Source organism: Pseudomonas sp. KH_046_1, from assembly GCF_057839025.1.
The window spans coordinates 6,229,949-6,248,778 of the sequence record NZ_CM174481.1; the positions used below are offsets into that span (position 1 = coordinate 6,229,949).

General features: G+C 59.3%; 17 protein-coding genes. 4 read left to right on the forward strand and 13 right to left on the reverse strand.

Translation table 11 applies throughout. The features are described 5' to 3' along the window. Positions 1–4: 4 nt before the first annotated feature. From AC3IT9_RS28660 to AC3IT9_RS28695, 8 genes are all read right to left on the reverse strand, one after another. Positions 5–901 (reverse strand): peptidoglycan DD-metalloendopeptidase family protein, encoded by an 897-nt coding sequence (locus AC3IT9_RS28660; protein ID WP_489271523.1) that lies wholly within the window; start codon positions 899–901, stop codon positions 5–7. 207 nt (positions 902–1,108) lie between these two features. After that, entirely contained in the window at positions 1,109–2,011 is a 903-nt protein-coding gene (locus tag AC3IT9_RS28665; protein WP_150753830.1) for a response regulator, read from the reverse strand. A gap of 167 nt (positions 2,012–2,178) precedes the next feature. Continuing rightward, the gene (phoU, locus tag AC3IT9_RS28670) at positions 2,179–2,940 is read right to left on the reverse strand and encodes a phosphate signaling complex protein PhoU (protein WP_008045526.1); all 762 of its coding nucleotides are present in this window, start codon (positions 2,938–2,940) and stop codon (positions 2,179–2,181) included. A gap of 111 nt (positions 2,941–3,051) precedes the next feature. Further along, positions 3,052–3,885 carry a phosphate ABC transporter ATP-binding protein PstB gene (gene pstB, locus AC3IT9_RS28675; RefSeq protein WP_007971742.1) on the reverse strand — a complete coding sequence of 278 codons (834 nt, stop codon included), beginning with the start codon at positions 3,883–3,885 and terminating at the stop codon, positions 3,052–3,054. A 143-nt stretch (positions 3,886–4,028) separates the two neighbouring features. After that, positions 4,029–5,699: a phosphate ABC transporter permease PstA gene (gene pstA, locus AC3IT9_RS28680; RefSeq protein WP_150753829.1), complete on the reverse strand. Its 1,671-nt coding sequence runs from the start codon at positions 5,697–5,699 to the stop codon at positions 4,029–4,031. Between the two features lie 15 nt (positions 5,700–5,714). Continuing rightward, positions 5,715–7,748, reverse strand: a complete 2,034-nt coding sequence (locus tag AC3IT9_RS28685) for an ABC transporter permease subunit (protein ID WP_489273545.1) — start codon at positions 7,746–7,748, stop codon at positions 5,715–5,717. Positions 7,749–8,170: 422 nt separating this feature from the next. Continuing rightward, a complete protein-coding gene (locus tag AC3IT9_RS28690; protein WP_489271524.1) occupies positions 8,171–9,172 on the reverse strand; it encodes a phosphate ABC transporter substrate-binding protein PstS in 1,002 nt (333 codons plus the stop codon). Between the two features lie 256 nt (positions 9,173–9,428). Further along, complete coding sequence (locus AC3IT9_RS28695) at positions 9,429–10,727, reverse strand: MFS transporter (RefSeq protein WP_489271525.1); 1,299 nt, start codon at positions 10,725–10,727, stop codon at positions 9,429–9,431. A gap of 362 nt (positions 10,728–11,089) precedes the next feature. Here AC3IT9_RS28695 and AC3IT9_RS28700 point away from each other — a divergent pair, with 362 nt between their 5' ends. Both AC3IT9_RS28700 and AC3IT9_RS28705 read left to right on the forward strand, forming a co-directional pair. Beyond that, positions 11,090–11,494 (forward strand): acyl-CoA thioesterase, encoded by a 405-nt coding sequence (locus AC3IT9_RS28700; protein ID WP_007942704.1) that lies wholly within the window; start codon positions 11,090–11,092, stop codon positions 11,492–11,494. A 69-nt stretch (positions 11,495–11,563) separates the two neighbouring features. Continuing rightward, on the forward strand, positions 11,564–12,463 hold the full coding sequence (locus tag AC3IT9_RS28705; protein WP_150724866.1) for a D-hexose-6-phosphate mutarotase: 900 nt from the start codon (positions 11,564–11,566) through the stop codon (positions 12,461–12,463). Between the two features lie 135 nt (positions 12,464–12,598). Here AC3IT9_RS28705 and AC3IT9_RS28710 read toward each other — a convergent pair whose 3' ends face one another. From AC3IT9_RS28710 to purE, 4 genes are all read right to left on the reverse strand, one after another. Continuing rightward, positions 12,599–13,135, reverse strand: a complete 537-nt coding sequence (locus AC3IT9_RS28710) for a DUF3299 domain-containing protein (RefSeq protein WP_150724865.1) — start codon at positions 13,133–13,135, stop codon at positions 12,599–12,601. An 87-nt stretch (positions 13,136–13,222) separates the two neighbouring features. Beyond that, positions 13,223–13,468 (reverse strand): GlsB/YeaQ/YmgE family stress response membrane protein, encoded by a 246-nt coding sequence (locus AC3IT9_RS28715; RefSeq protein ID WP_008030708.1) that lies wholly within the window; start codon positions 13,466–13,468, stop codon positions 13,223–13,225. A gap of 107 nt (positions 13,469–13,575) precedes the next feature. Beyond that, positions 13,576–14,658 carry a 5-(carboxyamino)imidazole ribonucleotide synthase gene (locus tag AC3IT9_RS28720; protein ID WP_489271526.1) on the reverse strand — a complete coding sequence of 361 codons (1,083 nt, stop codon included), beginning with the start codon at positions 14,656–14,658 and terminating at the stop codon, positions 13,576–13,578. 11 nt (positions 14,659–14,669) lie between these two features. After that, positions 14,670–15,161 carry a 5-(carboxyamino)imidazole ribonucleotide mutase gene (gene purE, locus AC3IT9_RS28725; protein WP_046038893.1) on the reverse strand — a complete coding sequence of 164 codons (492 nt, stop codon included), beginning with the start codon at positions 15,159–15,161 and terminating at the stop codon, positions 14,670–14,672. A 447-nt stretch (positions 15,162–15,608) separates the two neighbouring features. Here purE and AC3IT9_RS28730 point away from each other — a divergent pair, with 447 nt between their 5' ends. Then, on the forward strand, positions 15,609–16,181 hold the full coding sequence (locus AC3IT9_RS28730) for a zinc metalloprotease (protein ID WP_150724863.1): 573 nt from the start codon (positions 15,609–15,611) through the stop codon (positions 16,179–16,181). A 73-nt stretch (positions 16,182–16,254) separates the two neighbouring features. Here AC3IT9_RS28730 and AC3IT9_RS28735 read toward each other — a convergent pair whose 3' ends face one another. Continuing rightward, positions 16,255–17,166 (reverse strand): LysR substrate-binding domain-containing protein, encoded by a 912-nt coding sequence (locus AC3IT9_RS28735; RefSeq protein WP_150724862.1) that lies wholly within the window; start codon positions 17,164–17,166, stop codon positions 16,255–16,257. Positions 17,167–17,346: 180 nt separating this feature from the next. Between AC3IT9_RS28735 and AC3IT9_RS28740 the strand changes: the two genes are divergently transcribed. Beyond that, positions 17,347–18,771, forward strand: a complete 1,425-nt coding sequence (locus AC3IT9_RS28740) for an aspartate ammonia-lyase (RefSeq protein ID WP_489271528.1) — start codon at positions 17,347–17,349, stop codon at positions 18,769–18,771. Positions 18,772–18,830 lie beyond the last annotated feature (59 nt).

Sequence of the window (18,830 nt, forward strand, 5' to 3'; positions counted from 1 at the left end):
GTGATCACTGCTTGCCCAACGCAAAGTTGGGCAGCGCGCTGACCGACTGGTTGAACTGGTACGGAATCGAGACCAGCCCCAGCCCGGTATTGCGCTGCACCACAAAGTGCAAATGCGGCCCGGTGCTGTTGCCGGTGTTGCCGGACAACGCCAACGCACTGCCGACCGTTACCCGCTGACCTTCCCGAACGCAGACCGAGCCTTTCTTCAGGTGCAGGTAAACACCCATGGTCCCGTCATCGTGCAGCACCCGCACGAAATTGCCGGATGCGTCGGTGCCTCGCCCGCTCTGTCTGTTCTCGGTCTTCACCACCACCCCGCCTCGCGCGGCAATGATCGGCGTGCCCTCAGGCATTGCGATGTCTATGGCGTATCGGCTCTTGGGCCCGAAGTGGCTGTAGGGGCCATTGGCGCCCTGGCTTATCCGGAACGGTCCGCCACGCCAGGGCAACGGGTACCGATAGCCCACCGTGGGCCCTGAGGGGTCGCCCAGGGAGTATTTGAACTTCGGAACGTACGCGAGGGGCCTTCCACCTTTAGTCGCCGTGAGCTTCGCCAGGCGAACGCTGCTGCGTAGCGGTATCACTCGCCGAATCGTCCCGCCCGGCACACCGTTGGCGTTCTTCACCCCGGCAAAACTCAATTCGACTTCTACCGGCGCATACAGGTCATTGCGCACGTACACGCTGTGCACGCCGTTCTTCTTCATGATAACGAGGCGCACCTGACGCTCAAGGTGCTCGACCATGCCATCGCGAAAAACGAACACATGGGCGCCTTTGCTGGGGCGATCACTGTAGGAAACCACGCCATAGGCATCTTTGGATTTGTAGATGGTCATAGCCACGGCCGAGTTGGCGACCATGAACAGGCCACATAAAAGCAGCAGGCGCGTGAACATGAGCAAGGATTCTGTCGAGTGAGATCAGGGATTGAGCCTAGCAGCTGCAATGGACCCGGGTAGTCGGCAGATGTTTCAGAAAAGGTGTTCAGCAGATGTGCGGTATCAGTGATGGCCCCTTCGCGAGCAGGCTCGCTCCCACATGAGAACGCATTCCAAATGTGGGAGCGAGCCTGCTCGCGATGGCGGACTATCTGGCCTGCAACATTAAGCGCCAGGAATGAAATGCTTCTGCGCCGTACCACGCGCAATCAGGCGCGAAATGTAATCGAGCTTCTGCGCATCCTGATCGACAAAGCGGAAGGTCAGTTGCAGCCAGTCGCTGTCGGGTTTCGGTTCATGGGCCACGACGGCGTGCAGATAGCCGTTGAGGCGGGCGACTTCGGCGTTATCGCCCTGCTCCAGGTCCAGCACGGCGCTGTCGAGAATCTGCGGCAGGGCCTCGGTGCGCTTGACCACCAACAGGGCTTCCTTGAGGCTCAAGGCCTTGATCACACATTGCGCGATGCCGTTCGGCAAACGCAGTTGACCCTGGCCACGGCCACTGGTGGGTGCCGAAGAGGCCGCAGGCGTCTTGACCGGCGGACTGTTGAGCAAGCCTTTGGACGGTGCGGGGGCGGCCGTTGGCGTGACGACGGGCGCCTTGCCACCGGTCAAGGCGGCGAGGGAGTCGTTAGCGAAGGCAGGGCTGGTTTTGGTCGCGGCTACGTTGATCAAGGCGTCGAGTTTGCCGACCTTGTGCAACGCCTGCTTGACCTTGGTGATCAATTGCTCGTTGGTGAAAGGCTTGCTGACGTAACCGGACACCCCGGCCTGAATCGCCTGGACGACGTTCTCCTTGTCGCCACGGCTGGTCACCATCACGAAGGGCATGGCCTTGAGGTTGTCCTGCTCGCGGCACCAGGTCAGCAGCTCCAGGCCGGACATTTCCGGCATTTCCCAGTCGCACAGGACCAGGTCGAAGGCTTCCTTGACCAGCATGGCCTGGGCCTTTCTGCCGTTGATCGCATCTTCGATCCGCATGCCCGGGAAATAATTGCGCAGGCACTTCTTCACCAGGTCACGAATGAACGACGCATCGTCCACGACCAACACACTGACCTTACTCATCCAAAACCCCTTTAAAAATCCCGGCCAGCATACCGCCTTGCTGATGGCACATTGCCAAAAAACCTTCAGTCACGCCGGACTTTTCGTTCGCGGGTGCTGCTTTTCGAATTCGTAAGCCGCAAACAAAAACGCCCGGCCAAAAGGCCGGGCGCTTTACTTGGGCAACCTTACTTATCGTCAGTTTTGCCCGGAACATTAGCGCTTTCGCCAGTTGTTCCTTCGACTTCTTCCTTCATGCGCTTGAGACCCAGGTGCCGCACGTCGGTGCCGCGTACCAGGTAGATCACCAGCTCCGAGATATTGCGCGCGTGGTCGCCGATACGCTCCAGCGAACGCAGTACCCAGATAATGCTCAGCACCCGCGAAATGGAACGCGGGTCTTCCATCATGTAGGTGGCCAGCTCACGCAGGGCGGTCTTGTATTCGCGGTCGATGATCTTGTCGTACTGCGCCACCGACAAAGCCAGTTCGGCGTCGAAACGGGCAAAGGCGTCCAGTGCGTCGCGGACCATGTTGCGCACCTGGTCACCGATGTGGCGCACTTCCACGTAACCGCGCGGCGCTTCACCTTCTTCGCATAGCTGGATGGCGCGACGGGCGATCTTGGTCGCTTCGTCACCGATGCGCTCCAGGTCGATCACCGATTTGGAAATGCTGATGATCAGGCGCAGGTCGGACGCTGCCGGTTGACGACGGGCCAGAATGCGCAGGCATTCCTCATCGATGTTGCGTTCCATCTGGTTGATCTGGTCGTCGATCTCACGCACCTGCTGGGCCAGGCCGGAATCGGCCTCGATCAGCGCGGTCACCGCGTCGTTGACCTGTTTCTCGACCAGCCCGCCCATGGCCAGGAGGTGGCTGCGCACTTCCTCCAGTTCGGCGTTGAACTGCTGGGAGATGTGGTGTGTAAGGCCTTCCTTAGAAATCATGTCGTCTGCTCCGCAAAAGCTGTGAGCTGCAAGCTACAAGCTGCAAGCTGATGTATGTCGTACCCGAACCGCTCTGACTTGCCGCTTGAAGCTTGCGGCTCGTGGCTGCTGCTAGCCGTAGCGACCGGTGATGTAGTCTTCGGTCTGCTTCTTAGCCGGGTTGGTGAACAGGGTATCGGTGTCGCCAAACTCGACCAGCTTGCCCATGTACATGAACGCCGTGTAGTCGGAAACCCGCGCGGCCTGTTGCATGTTGTGGGTCACGATCACGATGGTGAACTTGGATTTCAGTTCGTAGATCAGCTCTTCGACTTTCAGCGTGGAGATCGGGTCGAGTGCCGAGCACGGTTCGTCGAGCAGCAGTACTTCCGGCTCAACGGCGATGGTGCGGGCGATCACCAGACGCTGCTGCTGACCACCGGACAGGCCCAGTGCCGACTCGTGCAGACGGTCCTTGACCTCGTCCCACAGTGCCGCGCCTTTCAACGCCCACTCGACGGCTTCGTCGAGGACGCGCTTCTTGTTGATGCCCTGGATGCGCAGACCGTAAACCACGTTTTCGTAGATGGTTTTCGGGAACGGGTTGGGCTTCTGGAACACCATGCCGACGCGACGACGCAGCTCGGCCACGTCTTCGCCCTTGCGGTAGATGTTGTTGCCGTACAGGTTGATCTCGCCTTCAACGCGGCAGCCGTCAACCAGGTCGTTCATGCGGTTGAAGGTACGCAGCAGCGTGGACTTGCCGCAGCCGGACGGGCCGATGAAGGCGGTCACGCGCTGTTTCGGGATGTTCATGCTGACGTCGTACAGCGCTTGTTTTTCGCCGTAGAACAGGCTCAGGCCCGGCACTTCGATGGCTACGGTTTCCTGCTCGAGGTTCAGGCTCTGCTTGTCGCGACCCAGGGCCGACATGTTGATGCCGTGGGTATGTGCTTCGTGCTGCATGGGAGGCTCCCTGTGCTAACAAATTCGGTTCAGTTTTTGTGGGAGCGAGCCTGCTCGCGATTCAGGCACTGCGGTTTAACGCTGAAACCGCGGTGATGCCTTCGCGAGCAGGCTCGCTCCCACATAGAAATCAGTGCTGCAAATCAGCTATCCAGCGCCTTGTACTTCTCGCGCAGGTGGTTACGGATGTACACCGCCGACAGGTTCAATGTCGCGATCACCAGCACCAGCAGCAGCGCCGTGGCGTACACCAGCGGTCGTGCGGCTTCGACGTTCGGGCTCTGGAAGCCGACGTCATAGATGTGGAAGCCCAGGTGCATGATCTTCTGGTCCAGGTGCAGGTACGGGTAGTTACCGTCCACCGGCAGCGACGGCGCCAGTTTCACCACACCCACCAGCATCAGCGGCGCCACTTCACCCGCGGCGCGAGCCACGGCGAGGATCATGCCGGTCATCATCGCCGGGCTGGCCATCGGCAGCACGATCTTCCACAAGGTTTCAGCCTTGGTCGCGCCGAGGGCCAACGAGCCTTCACGCACGGTGCGAGGAATCCGCGCCAGGCCTTCCTCAGTGGCCACGATCACCACCGGCACCGCCAGCAGCGCCAGGGTCAACGAAGCCCAGAGCAGACCCGGCGTACCGAAGGTCGGCGCCGGCAGTGCTTCAGGGAAGAACAGACGGTCGAGCGAGCCACCCAGTACGTAGACGAAGAAGCCCAGACCGAACACGCCGTAAACGATGGCCGGAACGCCCGCGAGGTTGTTCACCGCGATACGGATGATTCGGGTCAGTGCGTTCTGCTTGGCGTATTCACGCAAGTAAACCGCCGCCAACACGCCGAACGGAGTCACGATCATCGCCATGATCAGGGTCATCATCACGGTGCCGAAAATCGCCGGGAAAATCCCGCCTTCGGTGTTCGCTTCACGCGGGTCGTCGGACAGGAACTCCCAGATCTTGCTGAAATAGAAACCGATCTTGGTGAAGGTGTTCATGGCGTTCGGCTGGTAGGCGTGAACCACTTTGCCCAGACCGATTTCGATTTCTTTGCCATTGGCGTCGCGGGCTGTCAAAGCGTCGCGGTTGAACTGTGCATGCAAGTCAGTCAGACGTGCTTCGATATCCTGATAGCGGGCGTTCAGCTCAGCGCGCTCGGATTCCATGTCCGCTTGTGCGGTGGCGTCGAGTTTGCCTTCCAGCTCCAGCTTGCGGCCGTGCAGACGGATGCGCTCCAGACCTGCGTTGATCGCACCAATATCACTCTTTTCCAGTGACTTCAGTTGCGCAGCAAGCTTGTTCACGCGGTCGATCCGCGCTTGCAGCTCAGGCCATGCCGCTTCGCCCTCGGCGATGACCTTGCCGTCCTGTTTGACGTTAACGAGGTAGCCGTAAAAGTTGCCCCACTCGCGACGCTCGATGGCCATCAACTCGACCGGGGTGGTCTGGTTGGTCAGCCACTCGCCGACGATCCAGGTGAAGTCGTTGCCGTTCAGATCACGGTTGCCGACCTTGATCAGCTCGCGAGTCATGAATTCCGGGCCCTGATCGGGCACCGGCAGACCGGCACTTTTCAGACGGGCGCGCGGCACTTCTTCTTTCTGCACCACCTCACCGACGACCAGATGCTGGGCCTGGCCCGGCACATCGTAGCTGGCGTGGATCAGATCCGCCGGCCAGAAGTGACCCAGACCGCGCACGGCAATAACCGCCAGCAGGCCAATGGTCATGATGACCGCGATGGACACCGCGCCACCGCTGATCCAGACGCCGGGGGCGCCGCTCTTGAACCATCCTTTCAGGGAGTTCTGTTTCACAGACTTCTACCTTTCTTAAAGCGACGAGTATTTCTTGCGCAAACGCTGACGAATCAGTTCCGCGAGGGTGTTCATGACGAAGGTGAACAACAGCAGCACCAGCGCCGAGAGGAACAGCACGCGGTAGTGGCTGCCGCCGACTTCCGATTCGGGCATTTCCACTGCGACGTTGGCCGCCAGGGTGCGCAGACCTTCGAACAGGTTCATTTCCATGACCGGCGTGTTGCCTGTGGCCATCAGCACGATCATGGTTTCACCGACCGCACGGCCCATGCCGATCATCAGCGCCGAGAATATGCCCGGGCTCGCGGTGAGGATCACCACGCGGGTCATGGTCTGCCACGGCGTGGCACCGAGCGCCAGGGAGCCCAGGGTCAGGCCGCGAGGCACGCTGAACACGGCGTCTTCGGCGATGGAGTAGATGTTCGGGATGACCGCGAAGCCCATGGCCAGACCGACCACCAGTGCGTTGCGCTGGTCGTAGGTGATGCCCAGATCGTGGGAGATCCACATGCGCATGTCGCCACCGAAGAACCAGTTCTCCATGAACGGGCTCATGTACAGCGACAGCCAGCCCACGAACAGAATCACCGGGATCAGCAGCGCACTTTCCCAGCCGTCCGGGACTTTCAGGCGGATCGATTCAGGCAAGCGGCTGAAAGTGAAACCGGCGACCAGGATGCCGATTGGCAGCAACATCAGCAGGCTGAAGATGCCGGGCAAGTGCCCTTCCACATACGGTGCGAGGAACAGACCGGCGAAGAAACCGAGAATCACCGTCGGCATCGCTTCCATCAGCTCGATCACTGGCTTGACCTTGCGGCGCATGCCCGGAGCCATGAAGTACGCGGTGTAGATCGCAGCGGCGACGGCCAGAGGAGCGGCCAGCAGCATGGCGTAGAACGCGGCTTTCAGGGTACCGAAGGTCAGCGGCGACAGGCTCAGCTTGGGTTCGAAGTCGGTGTTGGCGGCGGTCGATTGCCAGACATATTTAGGCTCGTCGTAGTTCTCGTACCAGACCTTGCTCCACAGTGCGCTCCACGAGACTTCCGGGTGCGGGTTGTCGAGCAGCAGCGGGTGCAACTTGCCGCCAGCTTCCACGATCACGCGGTTGGCGCGAGGCGACAGACCGAAAATGCCCTGGCCTTCAGCGACCGGCTCTACCAGCAAGGTGCGGTGGGCGGTGCTGTGGAACACGCCAAGTTTGCCGGAAGCGTCGAGGGCAACGAAGCCCTTGCGGCGTTCTTCAGCAGTGATTTCAACGATAGGCGTGGTGCCCATCTGGAAGGTGCGGATCTGCTTCAGGCGTTGCTCGCCATCGGGGTCGCGCGCCATGAACCACTGGGCCAGACCACCCTTGGAGTCACCGAGGATCAGCGAGATACCGCCCACCAGTTGGGTGCTGGCAGTGATTTCAGTATCACCGTCTTCCGCCAACTTGTAGCGACCATTGAGGCTCTTGTCGCGCAGGCTGAACACGTCGGCCTGGGCACGCCCGTTGATCACGTACAGCCACTGCTGACGCGGGTCGACGAAGATACTCTTCACCGGCTCGTTCATCTGCGGCAGTTCGATGCGCTTCTGCTCGTTGGTGACTTCGCCGGTCATCATGTTCTCTTCGCTGGTCAGCGACAGAACATTGAGTTGCGAACCGGTGGAGCCGACCAGCATCAGGGTCGAATCGTTGGCGTTGAGGCTGACGTGCTCCAGCGCACCGCCGCTTTCGTTCAGCGCGATGGGTGTGTTGCCGTACGGATACTCGATATCCGGAGTGATGGTTTTCTTGCCATCGGGGTAGCTGACTTTATAGGTGTGACGAAACACCAGCGCCTGACCGTTGGACAGACCCACGGCCACCAGCGGATGACCTGGCTGGTCTTCGCCGATGGAGGTCACGGTTGTGCCTGCCGGCACCGGCAGATCGACGCGCTTGAGCTCAGCGCCACTGTCGATATCGAAGAACAACGCCTGGCCCTTGTCGGAAACGCGCATGGCCACCTGATTCTGCTCTTCGAGCGAGATCATCAGTGGCTTGCCAGCGTCCTGCATCCAGGCCGGGGTAATGGACTCTTTCGCGGTCAGGTCGGCACCCTGGAACAGCGGCGCAACAACATAGGCGAGGAAGAAGAAGATCAGGGTGATGGCAGCCAGCACCGCCAGGCCGCCGATGAGGACGTACCAACGGGTGAAGCGATCTTTGAGCGCGCGAATGCGGCGCTTGCGTTGCAGCTCAGGCGTATTGAAGTCAATTCGCTTGGGAGGATTAGTAGTCATGTTGGAATTGGCCAGATCATTCATGCGCTCACCCTAGCGATCCTGTATGACAGAAAGATGACAATGCAGTGACGCACCAAATCCACCGCCAGCGGGACTGGCAGAGGATCGAAAATTTGAGGTGTGTAAAAGGCCGGCCTGCAAGCAGATCCGGCCTTTTACTTGAGTCCGGAAGGGTTCACCCCGGACTCAATTTGTTACTTTTTTACGACTGCAGCGCCACCTTCTTGCAGACCCAGGTCAGCCAGTGCTTTTGCAGCAACCTTGGCTGGCAGTGGGATGTAGCCGTCTTTCACCACAACTTCCTGGCCCTGTTTGGACAGAACCAGCTTCACGAACTCAGCTTCCAGCGGCGCCAAAGGCTTGTTCGGGGCTTTATTGACGTACACGTACAGGAAGCGCGACAGCGGGTACTTGCCGTTCAGGGCGTTTTCTTCAGTGTCTTCAACAAACTCGGTGCTGCCTTTCTTGGCCAGGGCCACCGTCTTCACGCTGGCAGTCTTGTAACCGATACCCGAGTAACCGATGCCGTTCAGCGAGGAACTGATCGACTGCACAACCGAAGCCGAACCTGGCTGTTCGTTGACGTTTGGCTTGAAGTCACCTTTGCACAGGGCTTCTTCCTTGAAGTAGCCATAAGTGCCGGATACCGAGTTACGACCGAACAGTTGAACCGGCTTGTTGGCCAGGTCGCCGGTCACACCCAGGTCACCCCAGGTTTTGACGTCGGCTTTGCCGCCGCACAGACGGGTGGACGAGAAGACCGCATCGACCTGTTCCATGGTCATGTGCTTGATCGGGTTGTCCTTGTGCACGAATACGGCCAAGGCATCCACGGCAACCGGAATAGCGGTTGGCTTGTAACCGTATTTGGTTTCGAAGGCCTGCAGCTCGTTGTCCTTCATTTTGCGGCTCATCGGGCCCAGGTTAGCGGTGCCTTCGGTCAGCGCAGGTGGCGCGGTAGAAGAACCGGCAGCCTGAATCTGGATGTTTACGTTCGGGTATTCTTTTTTGTAGTTCTCAGCCCAGAGGGTCATGAGGTTGGCCAGGGTATCGGAACCAACGCTGGACAGGTTGCCCGACACACCAGTGGTCTTGGTGTAGCTCGGGATAGCAGGGTCAACAGCGGCAACCGCGTTGGCAGTCGCAACGCCAGCAGCGACAAAAGTCATTGCCGCCATCAAACGCTTCAGTTTCATGCCTTACTCCTAGCAGATAGGGTGTGTTATTCGGGGCCAAGTATCGGCAGGCCGTGTGAACACTCTATGGCTGAAATATGACAATTGGATGAAAGGCCAGTATTTGGGGTTTTGCAGGTTTACCGCGTTATCGTTCTTCGCGAGCAAGCCCGCTCCCACAGGGGATCTGCGGTGTACACAGAACCAATGTGGGAGCGGGCTTGCTCCGGGCGGCGATCCGACGAAGGCGTCAGCGCAGTCGATACAAAGGGTCCGCTTAGCGACCTTTCTTCCAGAGATATGCACCCACCAGAATCCCCACCCCGCACAGCACCGCCACATAATAAGCAGGCCCCATCGCACTTTCCTTGAGCAACAGGCTGACGATCATCGGCGTCAGACCACCGAAAATCGCGTAGGCCACGTTGTACGAGAACGACAAGCCGCTGAAACGCACCACCGGCGGGAACGCCTTGACCATCACATACGGCACCGCGCCGATGGTGCCGACCAGCAGACCGGTCAGGGCATACATCGGGAACAGCCAGTCGGGATGATCGGCCAGGCTGTGGTAGAAGGTCCAGGAACTTGCCAGCAACGCGGTACAGCCGATCACGAAGACTCGTCCCGCACCGAAGCGATCGGCCAGTGCGCCGGCAATGATGCAACCAAAACTCAGGAACACGATCGCCACGCTGTTCGCCTGCAGGGACGTGGTTGGCGAGAAGTGATAGACCGTCTGCAACACAGTCGGGGTCATCAGGATCAACACCACGATGGCGGCCGACAGCAGCCAGGTCAGCAGCATCGAAATGACAATCGCGCCACGATGGTCACGCAGCACCGCTCGCAGCGGTACTTCTTCGGCCAGGGCCTTGCGCTGCTGCAGCTCGGCGAACACCGGGGTTTCGTGCAACCAGCGACGCAGGTACACCGAAAACAGACCGAACACGCCACCCAGCAGGAACGGAATCCGCCAGGCGTAATCCGATACTTCCACCGGGGTGTAGATGCTGTTGATCGCCGTGGCGACCAGCGAGCCGAGCAGGATGCCCGCCGTCAGGCCGCTGGTCAGGGTGCCGCAGGCGTAGCCGACATGCCGTTGCGGAACGTGCTCGGAAACGAAGACCCACGCCCCCGGCACTTCACCGCCAATGGCCGCGCCCTGGATCACCCGCATCAGCAACAGCAGAATCGGCGCCCACATGCCGATCTGCGCATAAGTCGGCAGCAAACCCATGATCAGGGTCGGCACCGCCATCATGAAAATACTCAGGGTGAACATCTTCTTGCGGCCCAGCAGGTCGCCGAAGTGCGCCATCACGATGCCGCCCAGCGGCCGCGCCAGGTAGCCGGCGGCGAAGATGCCGAAGGTCTGCATCAGGCGTAGCCACTCAGGCATGTCCGCCGGGAAGAACAACTTGCCCACCACCGTGGCGAAGAACACGAAGATGATGAAATCGTAGAACTCCAGCGCGCCGCCCAGGGCAGACAGCGATAAAGTCTTGTAGTCGTTGCGGGTCAGCGGACGTGCGGGTTGGTCTGGCTGCGCGATGCTCGAGGGCGCTGTGGTCATGGCAAGGGCTTCTCTTATAGTCGGATCTGCAACCTCAACAACGCTGGCTGAGGTTTGGGCAGGTCCGGCACGATAGCAAATTGTTCGAAAAAGCACATAGAGGTGCGTTTTTGACGGTCAAAATGAGAACCGGACGGTCGTCGCGGAGTCTACCGACCGATATACTCAAAGCCTGCTCCGGTTTTTGAGGGGTTGCTGTGCGAAAGCGCCTGTCAGGTTCATAGGCGATTTCGCAGAGTTTCCCTTTAGGCGCCTTATGGAAAACGTGACGAACGTAGTATGTTCGGTGCTGAATCGTTTTTCCCGAAGACGGCTACCACCAGCAATACCAACGAAGAGTCACGGGTCAGAGGCCCCCCGGCATGATAGAACTCGAACAAGAAGATCCGATCCCGCAAGGCGACCTGGCCCTGCAAATCACCGCGCTCCCACGCGAAACCAACGGCTTTGGCGATATTTTCGGCGGCTGGCTGGTGGCGCAGATGGATTTGGCAGGCACCGCGATGGCCAGCAAGGTCGCCGGCGGACGCGTTGCCACCGTTGCAATCGACCGCATGGCGTTTCTGGTTCCGGTGGCGGTGGGCGCTCAGCTCTCCTTTTATACCCAGGCCCTGGAAATCGGCCGCAGTTCGATCAAGATGATGGTCGAGGTCTGGAGCGACGATCCACTGTCCAGCGAGTGGCGTAAAGTAACCGAAGCGGTATTTGTGTTCGTTGCCATCGACGGCAGCGGTCGCACCCGTTCGGTTCCACCTCGGGCTCGCTGAAAGAGCTTCTAAACCTGGTAGCCGTTTTGTGGTCGATAGTCGTCCACGTTACTGATCGAGAGCTGTCCCATGAGCACGCCCAATGTTGAAGCCGTAAAACTGGATGAACTGAACTGCTGGCGCATTCGCCACGGTCAGGCCGAATTACTGGTGGCCCAGCAAGGCGCACACATCCTCAGTTATCAACTGGCCGGCCAGCCGCCGCTGATCTGGCTCAACGACGAGGCCGTGTTCAAGACCGGCAAGAGCATCCGTGCTGGCGTTCCGGTGTGCTGGCCGTGGTTCGGCAACTTTGCGCGCAACCCGCAAAGCGTTCAGGCGATGCGCACCAGCAATGAAGCGCCGGCGGCTCACGGTTTCGTGCGAGCGATGGATTGGGAGTTGGGCGGCATTGAAGCCGAAGGCGAAAGCCTGAAGGTCGAATTCCTCCTGCCCTACCCCGAAGGCGGCTTTCCAGGCTGGCCGCACCAGGTGGATTTGACGTTGAGCATTCGCCTCGACGAGCAATTGCACATCCATCTGACCAGCCACAACCGGGGCGCTGAAACCGTCAGCATCAGCCAGGCGCTGCACAGTTACTTTGCCGTCAGCGATGTGCGCGAGGTGCATGTCGAAGGTGTGGACGGCCTCAACTACATCGAAACCCTGGACAACTGGAAAACCGTCCCCCAGACCGGTGATCTGCGCTTTACCGGGGAGACCGATCGCATCTATCTCGACGCCCCGCCACTGCTGAGCATCGTCGACCCGGCTTGGGAGCGACGCATCGAACTGACCAGCAGCGGATCGCGTACGGCGGTGATCTGGAACCCATGGATCGACCGCGCCGCCGCGTTCAGCGACATGGCCGACGATGGCTGGCAGCGCATGCTATGCATCGAGACGGCGAACGTGATGGACGATGTGGTGAAACTGAAACCAGGGGCGAGCCACACCCTGGGTGTGAGTATCGGCAGCAAGCCGCTCTAAGCAACTCCACAAAACCAATGTGGGAGCGGGCTTGCTCGCGAATTCGGTGTGTCAGATTGCATTAATGTCGCATGACACGACGCCTTCGCGAGCAGGCTCGCTCCCACAGTTGATTGGGTCAGTCTGAAAGGCTGTTTATAGATCCGACTCTTCCACCACCCGTACCTTCTGCGCATCCAGCGCATACGCCGCATCGGCCAGGTCATTGCTGACCTTCTCGACTTTCAGCGTGCCGGTGACCCACAGCGGCGTGTAGATATCGTTCAGCTTCAGGCCCTTTGGATAGCGCACCAGCACCAGTTGATTGGGTGGCGGCGGTGGCACGTGGATGCACGCGCCCGGGTACGGCACCAGGAAGAACAGCGTACTGCGGCCCTTGGCGTCGGACTCCAGCGGCACGGGGTAACCGCCAATGCGGATGTCCTTGTCGTTCATCGACGCAACGGTCTTGGTCGAGTACATCACCGCCGGCAAGCCTTTGGCCTGCTTCATCCCACCCTTGTCGGTGAAAGTGCCATTGGCTTCAGGGGAATTGTGGTCAATTTCAGGCATGGCCTCGAGGGCCTTCTGGTCCGACTTGGGCATCAGTTCAAGCCAGTCGGTTTCCGGTAGCTCGCCGGCATGGGCAAGGCCCGTTCCCAATAAAAGTAGAGTCAGCAGAAGACGGCGCATGAAGGTGCTCGGTATAGGAAGGATCAGGAAACGCCGAGCATTCTAGCCCTCCCGGCTTGTGCGGCCGAGAGGACTTTGTCGCCTGAATCAGTTCTTTTTGATCAGTCCGTAGATCACCAGCAACACAACGGCGCCCACCAGCGCACCGATGAAACCTGCGCCTTGACCTGCCTGATAGATGCCCAGGGCCTGGCCGCCGTAAGTGGCCGCCAGCGAACCGCCGATACCGAGCAGGATCGTCATGATCCAGCCCATGCTGTCATCGCCCGGCTTCAGGAACCGCGCCAGCAGGCCGACAATCAAGCCGATAAAGATGGTTCCGATAATTCCCATGGCATTCTCCTCTCAATGAAGTAGCTATTGGAAAGCCTAGTCAGACTTTCGTAACGTGCCATGAGAGAACGGCGCACCCCGAAGGTTCCGCCGTTGCCAGATAAAAACTATTCGGCGATCAGTGCTTGAACCTTGAGGATCTGGGCCGTCAGCGTCTCGCGGTCTGCACAACGAAGGTTGGCGTGACCGACCTTGCGGCCGACCTTGAAGGCCTTGCCGTAGTGATGCAGATGGCAATCGGCGATGGTCAGGACCTTCTCGGTCTCTGGCACTTTGCCGATGAAGTTGAGCATTGCGCTCTCCCCGACCTTGGCCGTCGAACCCAACGGCAAGCCGGCAACGGCCCGCAGGTGGTTTTCGAACTGGCTGCACTCGGCGCCTTCGGTGGTCCAGTGCCCGGAGTTGTGCACACGCGGGGCGATTTCGTTGGCTTTGAGGCCACCGTCGACTTCAAAGAACTCGAACGCCATCACGCCGACGTAATCCAGTTGCTTGAGCACACGGCTGGAGTAGTCTTCGGCCAGGGCTTGCAACGGGTGATCGGTGCTGGCCACGGACAGCTTGAGAATGCCGCTTTCGTGGGTGTTGTGCACCAGCGGATAGAAGCGGATTTCACCGTCGCGGGCACGCACGGCGATCAGCGAGACTTCACCGGTGAACGGCACGAAGCCTTCCAGCAGACAGGCCACGCTGCCCAGTTCGGCAAAGGTGCCAACCACATCTTCAGGGGTGCGCAGGACCTTCTGACCCTTGCCGTCATAACCCAGGGTACGGGTCTTCAGCACCGCCGGCAGACCGATGGAAGCCACGGCAGCGTCCAGGTCAGCCTGGGACTGAATGTCGGCGAACGCCGGGGTAGGAATCCCCAGGTCCTTGAACATGCTCTTCTCGAACCAGCGATCGCGGGCGATGCGCAGCGCTTCGGCGCTCGGGTAGACCGGGACGAATTGCGACAGGAAAGCCACGGTCTCGGCCGGAACGCTTTCGAACTCGAAGGTCACCAGATCGACTTCATCGGCCAGCTGACGCAGGTGATCCTGATCGCCGTAATCGGCTCGCAGGTGTTCGCCCAACGCGGCTGCGCAAGCATCCGGCGCCGGGTCCAGGAAAGCGAAGTTCATGCCCAGCGGAGTACCCGCCAGCGCCAACATGCGACCCAACTGGCCGCCACCGATTACACCGATTTTCATCGTCAACAACCTCAGGCGATGCGTGGGTCTGGATTGTCCAGGACGCTGTCTGTCTGCTCAGCACGGAAGGTTTTCAGCACCGCGTGGAACTGCGGGTGCTTGGCGCCCAGGATACTCGCCGATAGCAGTGCTGCGTTGATCGCGCCTGCCTTGCCGATGGCCAGGGTGGCAACCGGAATGCCCGCTGGCATCTGCACAATGGAAAGCAGTGAATCGACGCCCGACAGCATTGCCGATTGCACGGGTACGCCCAGCACCGGCAGGTGGGTCTTGGCCGCACACATGCCAGGCAAATGCGCCGCGCCACCGGCACCGGCGATGATCACCTCGATGCCACGCGCCTCGGCTTCTTCAGCGTACTGGAACAGCAGGTCCGGGGTGCGGTGGGCAGAAACCACTTTCACCTCGTAGGGAATGCCGAGCTTTTCCAGCATATCGGCGGTGTGGCTAAGGGTGGACCAATCGGACTTGGAGCCCATGATCACGCCAACCAGTGCACTCATCGTCGTGCCTCTTCTCTCTGGGCGCCCGCAGGCGCGTCAAAAAACAACAAGCCACGCAGGATGCGTGGCTTGATTGTACGAATTATGGCCGGTCGTAACCGGCCGAAGGCCGCGCAGTATACCGCAATACAGCAGATAAACAGCCCCCGTTGCGCCCACCAGTCATCTGACTGCAAACCCACGACTTTATTGACTTGAAAATCAAGTTTTTCCATCAAAGATGGAGGTGCTTAATCACTAATGCAATTCAATATTCTACGTTCTATAAAACAACTCCCTAGAACTTCTAGTAATAACTTCTAAAACACCATAAGAAGCCCAGATCCAACACTGATGATATATAAGATTGCAACACCGGCGGATTATCCCACCAACCCAAATGCGTGCATTGAAACCCAAGCCACTTAATCTATCAATTTAAACCCAATAACTCCTGAGGAATTATCCATGTCAAACCGTCCACTTTTACTATTGGTCTTTATCCATGACGACCTCGAAGATTATGACAAATCGACTCTATATGACGATCATTTCTCCTGGCTGATCGATGAAATGGAAAGCATCTCTGGTCGACCGATGGCGGTCATCCTAATCTCTCCTGAAGACTCCAAGGGGATGAGTAATTTCACGTATAAAAACCAAAACCATGGTCAATCTTTAGCTCAGTGGCACGACAGAGTCAACGAACACCTCGACACCTATCCAATTAACAACTTCGATATTAAACTTCACAAAGTTTTATTGCTGACACGGGACCCTATCAATAGCTCAGTCCTTGGAGTTGCGTACTATAAGGGATATGGCGCAATAGCCTCAATTGCGCATAATCGAACTCCCGCCCACGAAGTGGGTCACCTATTCGGTGCAAACCATGAAGACGGAGAAGTCCTATACGACGGTTGGTGGCATGAAACGACTATGAGGCCATTCGATGAGTACTCTAATCTTCGGGGAGACGCCAACCGCTTCAGCGATGCGAACAGAGAGAGCATTCGTGAATATCTTAGTGAATATTACTGATAGACAGTGACGTGAGTTATCCCATTCTGAAGATAAAGGCCAGGCCGGCTTGGCCTTTATCCTTTACTCGCTTTCAGGATGGAGAACTCGCGGCCCCACCTTCAAGCTTGCGCCACAACAACCGTACATTCGCCTTGCGCACCAGCGCGCAGCGGTACAAACGAATCTCCAGGGGCACATGCCACTGCGGCCCGCCGCAGACCACCAACTCACCGCGCGCCAGCTCGGCGCGCACGCTCAGTTGCGGTACCCAGGCGATGCCTAGGCCTTCCAAAGCCATGCTTTTCAAGCTGTCGGCCATGGCGGTTTCGTAGATGGTGGTGAAACGCAGCGCACGTTGACGCAATAGCATGTTCACCGAACGGCCAAGAAAGGCCCCGGCGCTGTACGCCAGCAACGGCACGCTGCCTTCGCCTTCCAGATCGAACAGTGGTTTGCCATCGGCGTCGGCGGCGCAGACCGGCAGCATTTCCGTGTGGCCAAGGTGCAGCGAGGGGAAGATTTCCGGGTCCATCTGCATGGCGGCGTCCGGGTCGTAGAACGCCAACATCAGATCGCAGCCGCCTTCGCGCAAGGCATGCACGGCGTCGCCGACGTTGGTCGCCACCAGCCGCGTGGCAATGTTCAGGCCTTCGTTGCGCAACTGCGCGATCCAGCGCGGAAAGAAACCGAGCGCCAGGGAGTGCGCGGCAGCGACCTGCATCACTTCGCCCTGTCCGCCTTCCAGGTGATGCAGATGGCGCAGCACTTCGCCCAACTGTTCGACCACGGTGCGTGCGGTGACCAGAAACAATTGCCCCGCCGCCGTCAGCTCCACTGGCGTGCGCGAACGGTTGACCAGGGTCAGCCCCAACGCGGCCTCAAGGCTGCGGATTCGCCGGCTGAACGCTGGCTGCGTCACGAAACGCCGCTCGGCGGCCTGGGAGAAACTGCGGGTGGCGGCCAGGGCACTGAAGTCCTCCAGCCATTTGCTTTCCAGATTCATCACGTCCTCCCGGACACGCACCAATTTAGGTCACACGTTCGCCGTCAAGCCGGCGTCACACGGGCATTATGCCGAATATGCATAGCCTAGTGTTTAACAGCATTGGCCCAAAATTCTCCACAGGCCTAGCATTCGCAGCGTTCCGGCACAGACCGGGTCCATATTGAGATGATTTCTATCATGTCCTCCGCTGCATCATTCCGCACAGAAAATGACCTGCTTGGCGCCCTCGAAGTACCGGCTCAAGCGTATTACGGTATCCAGACCCTGCGAGCGGTGAATAACTTCCGCCTCTCGGGCGTTCCGATTTCGCACTACCCGAAACTGGTTGTCGGCCTGGCCATGGTTAAACAGGCCGCTGCTGACGCCAACCGTGAGCTGGGTCACCTGAGCGAAGCCAAGCACGCTGCCATTAGCGAAGCCTGCGCACGTTTGATCCGCGGCGACTTCCACGAAGAGTTCGTAGTGGACATGATTCAAGGCGGCGCTGGCACTTCGACCAACATGAATGCCAACGAAGTCATCGCCAACATCGCGCTGGAGGCCATGGGTCACCAGAAAGGCGAGTACCAGTACCTGCACCCGAACGATGACGTGAACATGGCGCAGTCGACCAACGACGCTTACCCGACGGCAATCCGTCTGGGGCTGTTGCTGGGTCACGACGCCCTGCTGGCCAGTCTCGACAGCCTGATTCAGGCGTTCGCGACCAAGGGTCAGGAATTCAACCACGTCCTGAAAATGGGTCGTACCCAGCTGCAAGACGCCGTTCCGATGACTCTGGGTCAGGAATTCCGCGCTTTCGCCACCACCATGGGCGAAGACCTGGCCCGTCTGAAGACGCTGGCCCCGGAACTGCTGACTGAAGTGAACCTGGGCGGCACCGCGATCGGCACCGGCATCAATGCCGACCCGCGTTACCAGCTCCTGGCCGTTCAGCGTCTGGCAGTGATCAGCGGTCAACCGCTGGTACCGGCCGCCGACCTGATCGAAGCCACCTCCGACATGGGCGCCTTCGTGCTGTTCTCCGGCATGCTCAAGCGTACCGCGGTCAAGCTGTCGAAGATCTGCAACGACCTGCGCCTGCTGTCCAGCGGCCCACGCACCGGCATCAACGAGATCAACCTGCCGGCGCGTCAGCCAGGCAGTTCGATCATGCCAGGCAAGGTCAACCCGGTTATTCCAGAAGCGGTCAACCAAGTGGCGTTCCAGATCATCGGTAACGACCTGGCCCTGACCATCGCGGCCGAAGGCGGCCAGTTGCAACTGAACGTGATGGAGCCGCTGATCGCCTTCAAGATCTTCGACTCGATCCGCCTGCTGCAACGCGCCATGGACATGCTGCGCGAGCACTGCATCGTCGGCATCACCGCCAACGAAGCACGCTGCCGTGAACTGGTCGAGCACTCGATCGGCCTGGTCACCGCGCTGAACCCGTACATCGGCTACAAAAATGCCACCCGCATCGCCGGCCTCGCCCTTGAAAGCGGCCGCGGCGTGCTGGAACTGGTGCGCGAAGAAGGTTTGCTCGACGAAGCCATGCTCGCCGACATCCTGCGCCCGGAAAACATGATTGCTCCGCGTCTGGTGCCTCTGAAGGCATAACCCGACGCGTTACTTGTAGCACCGCTCACCAGGTCGAGGGACTAGACACCTCTCACCTT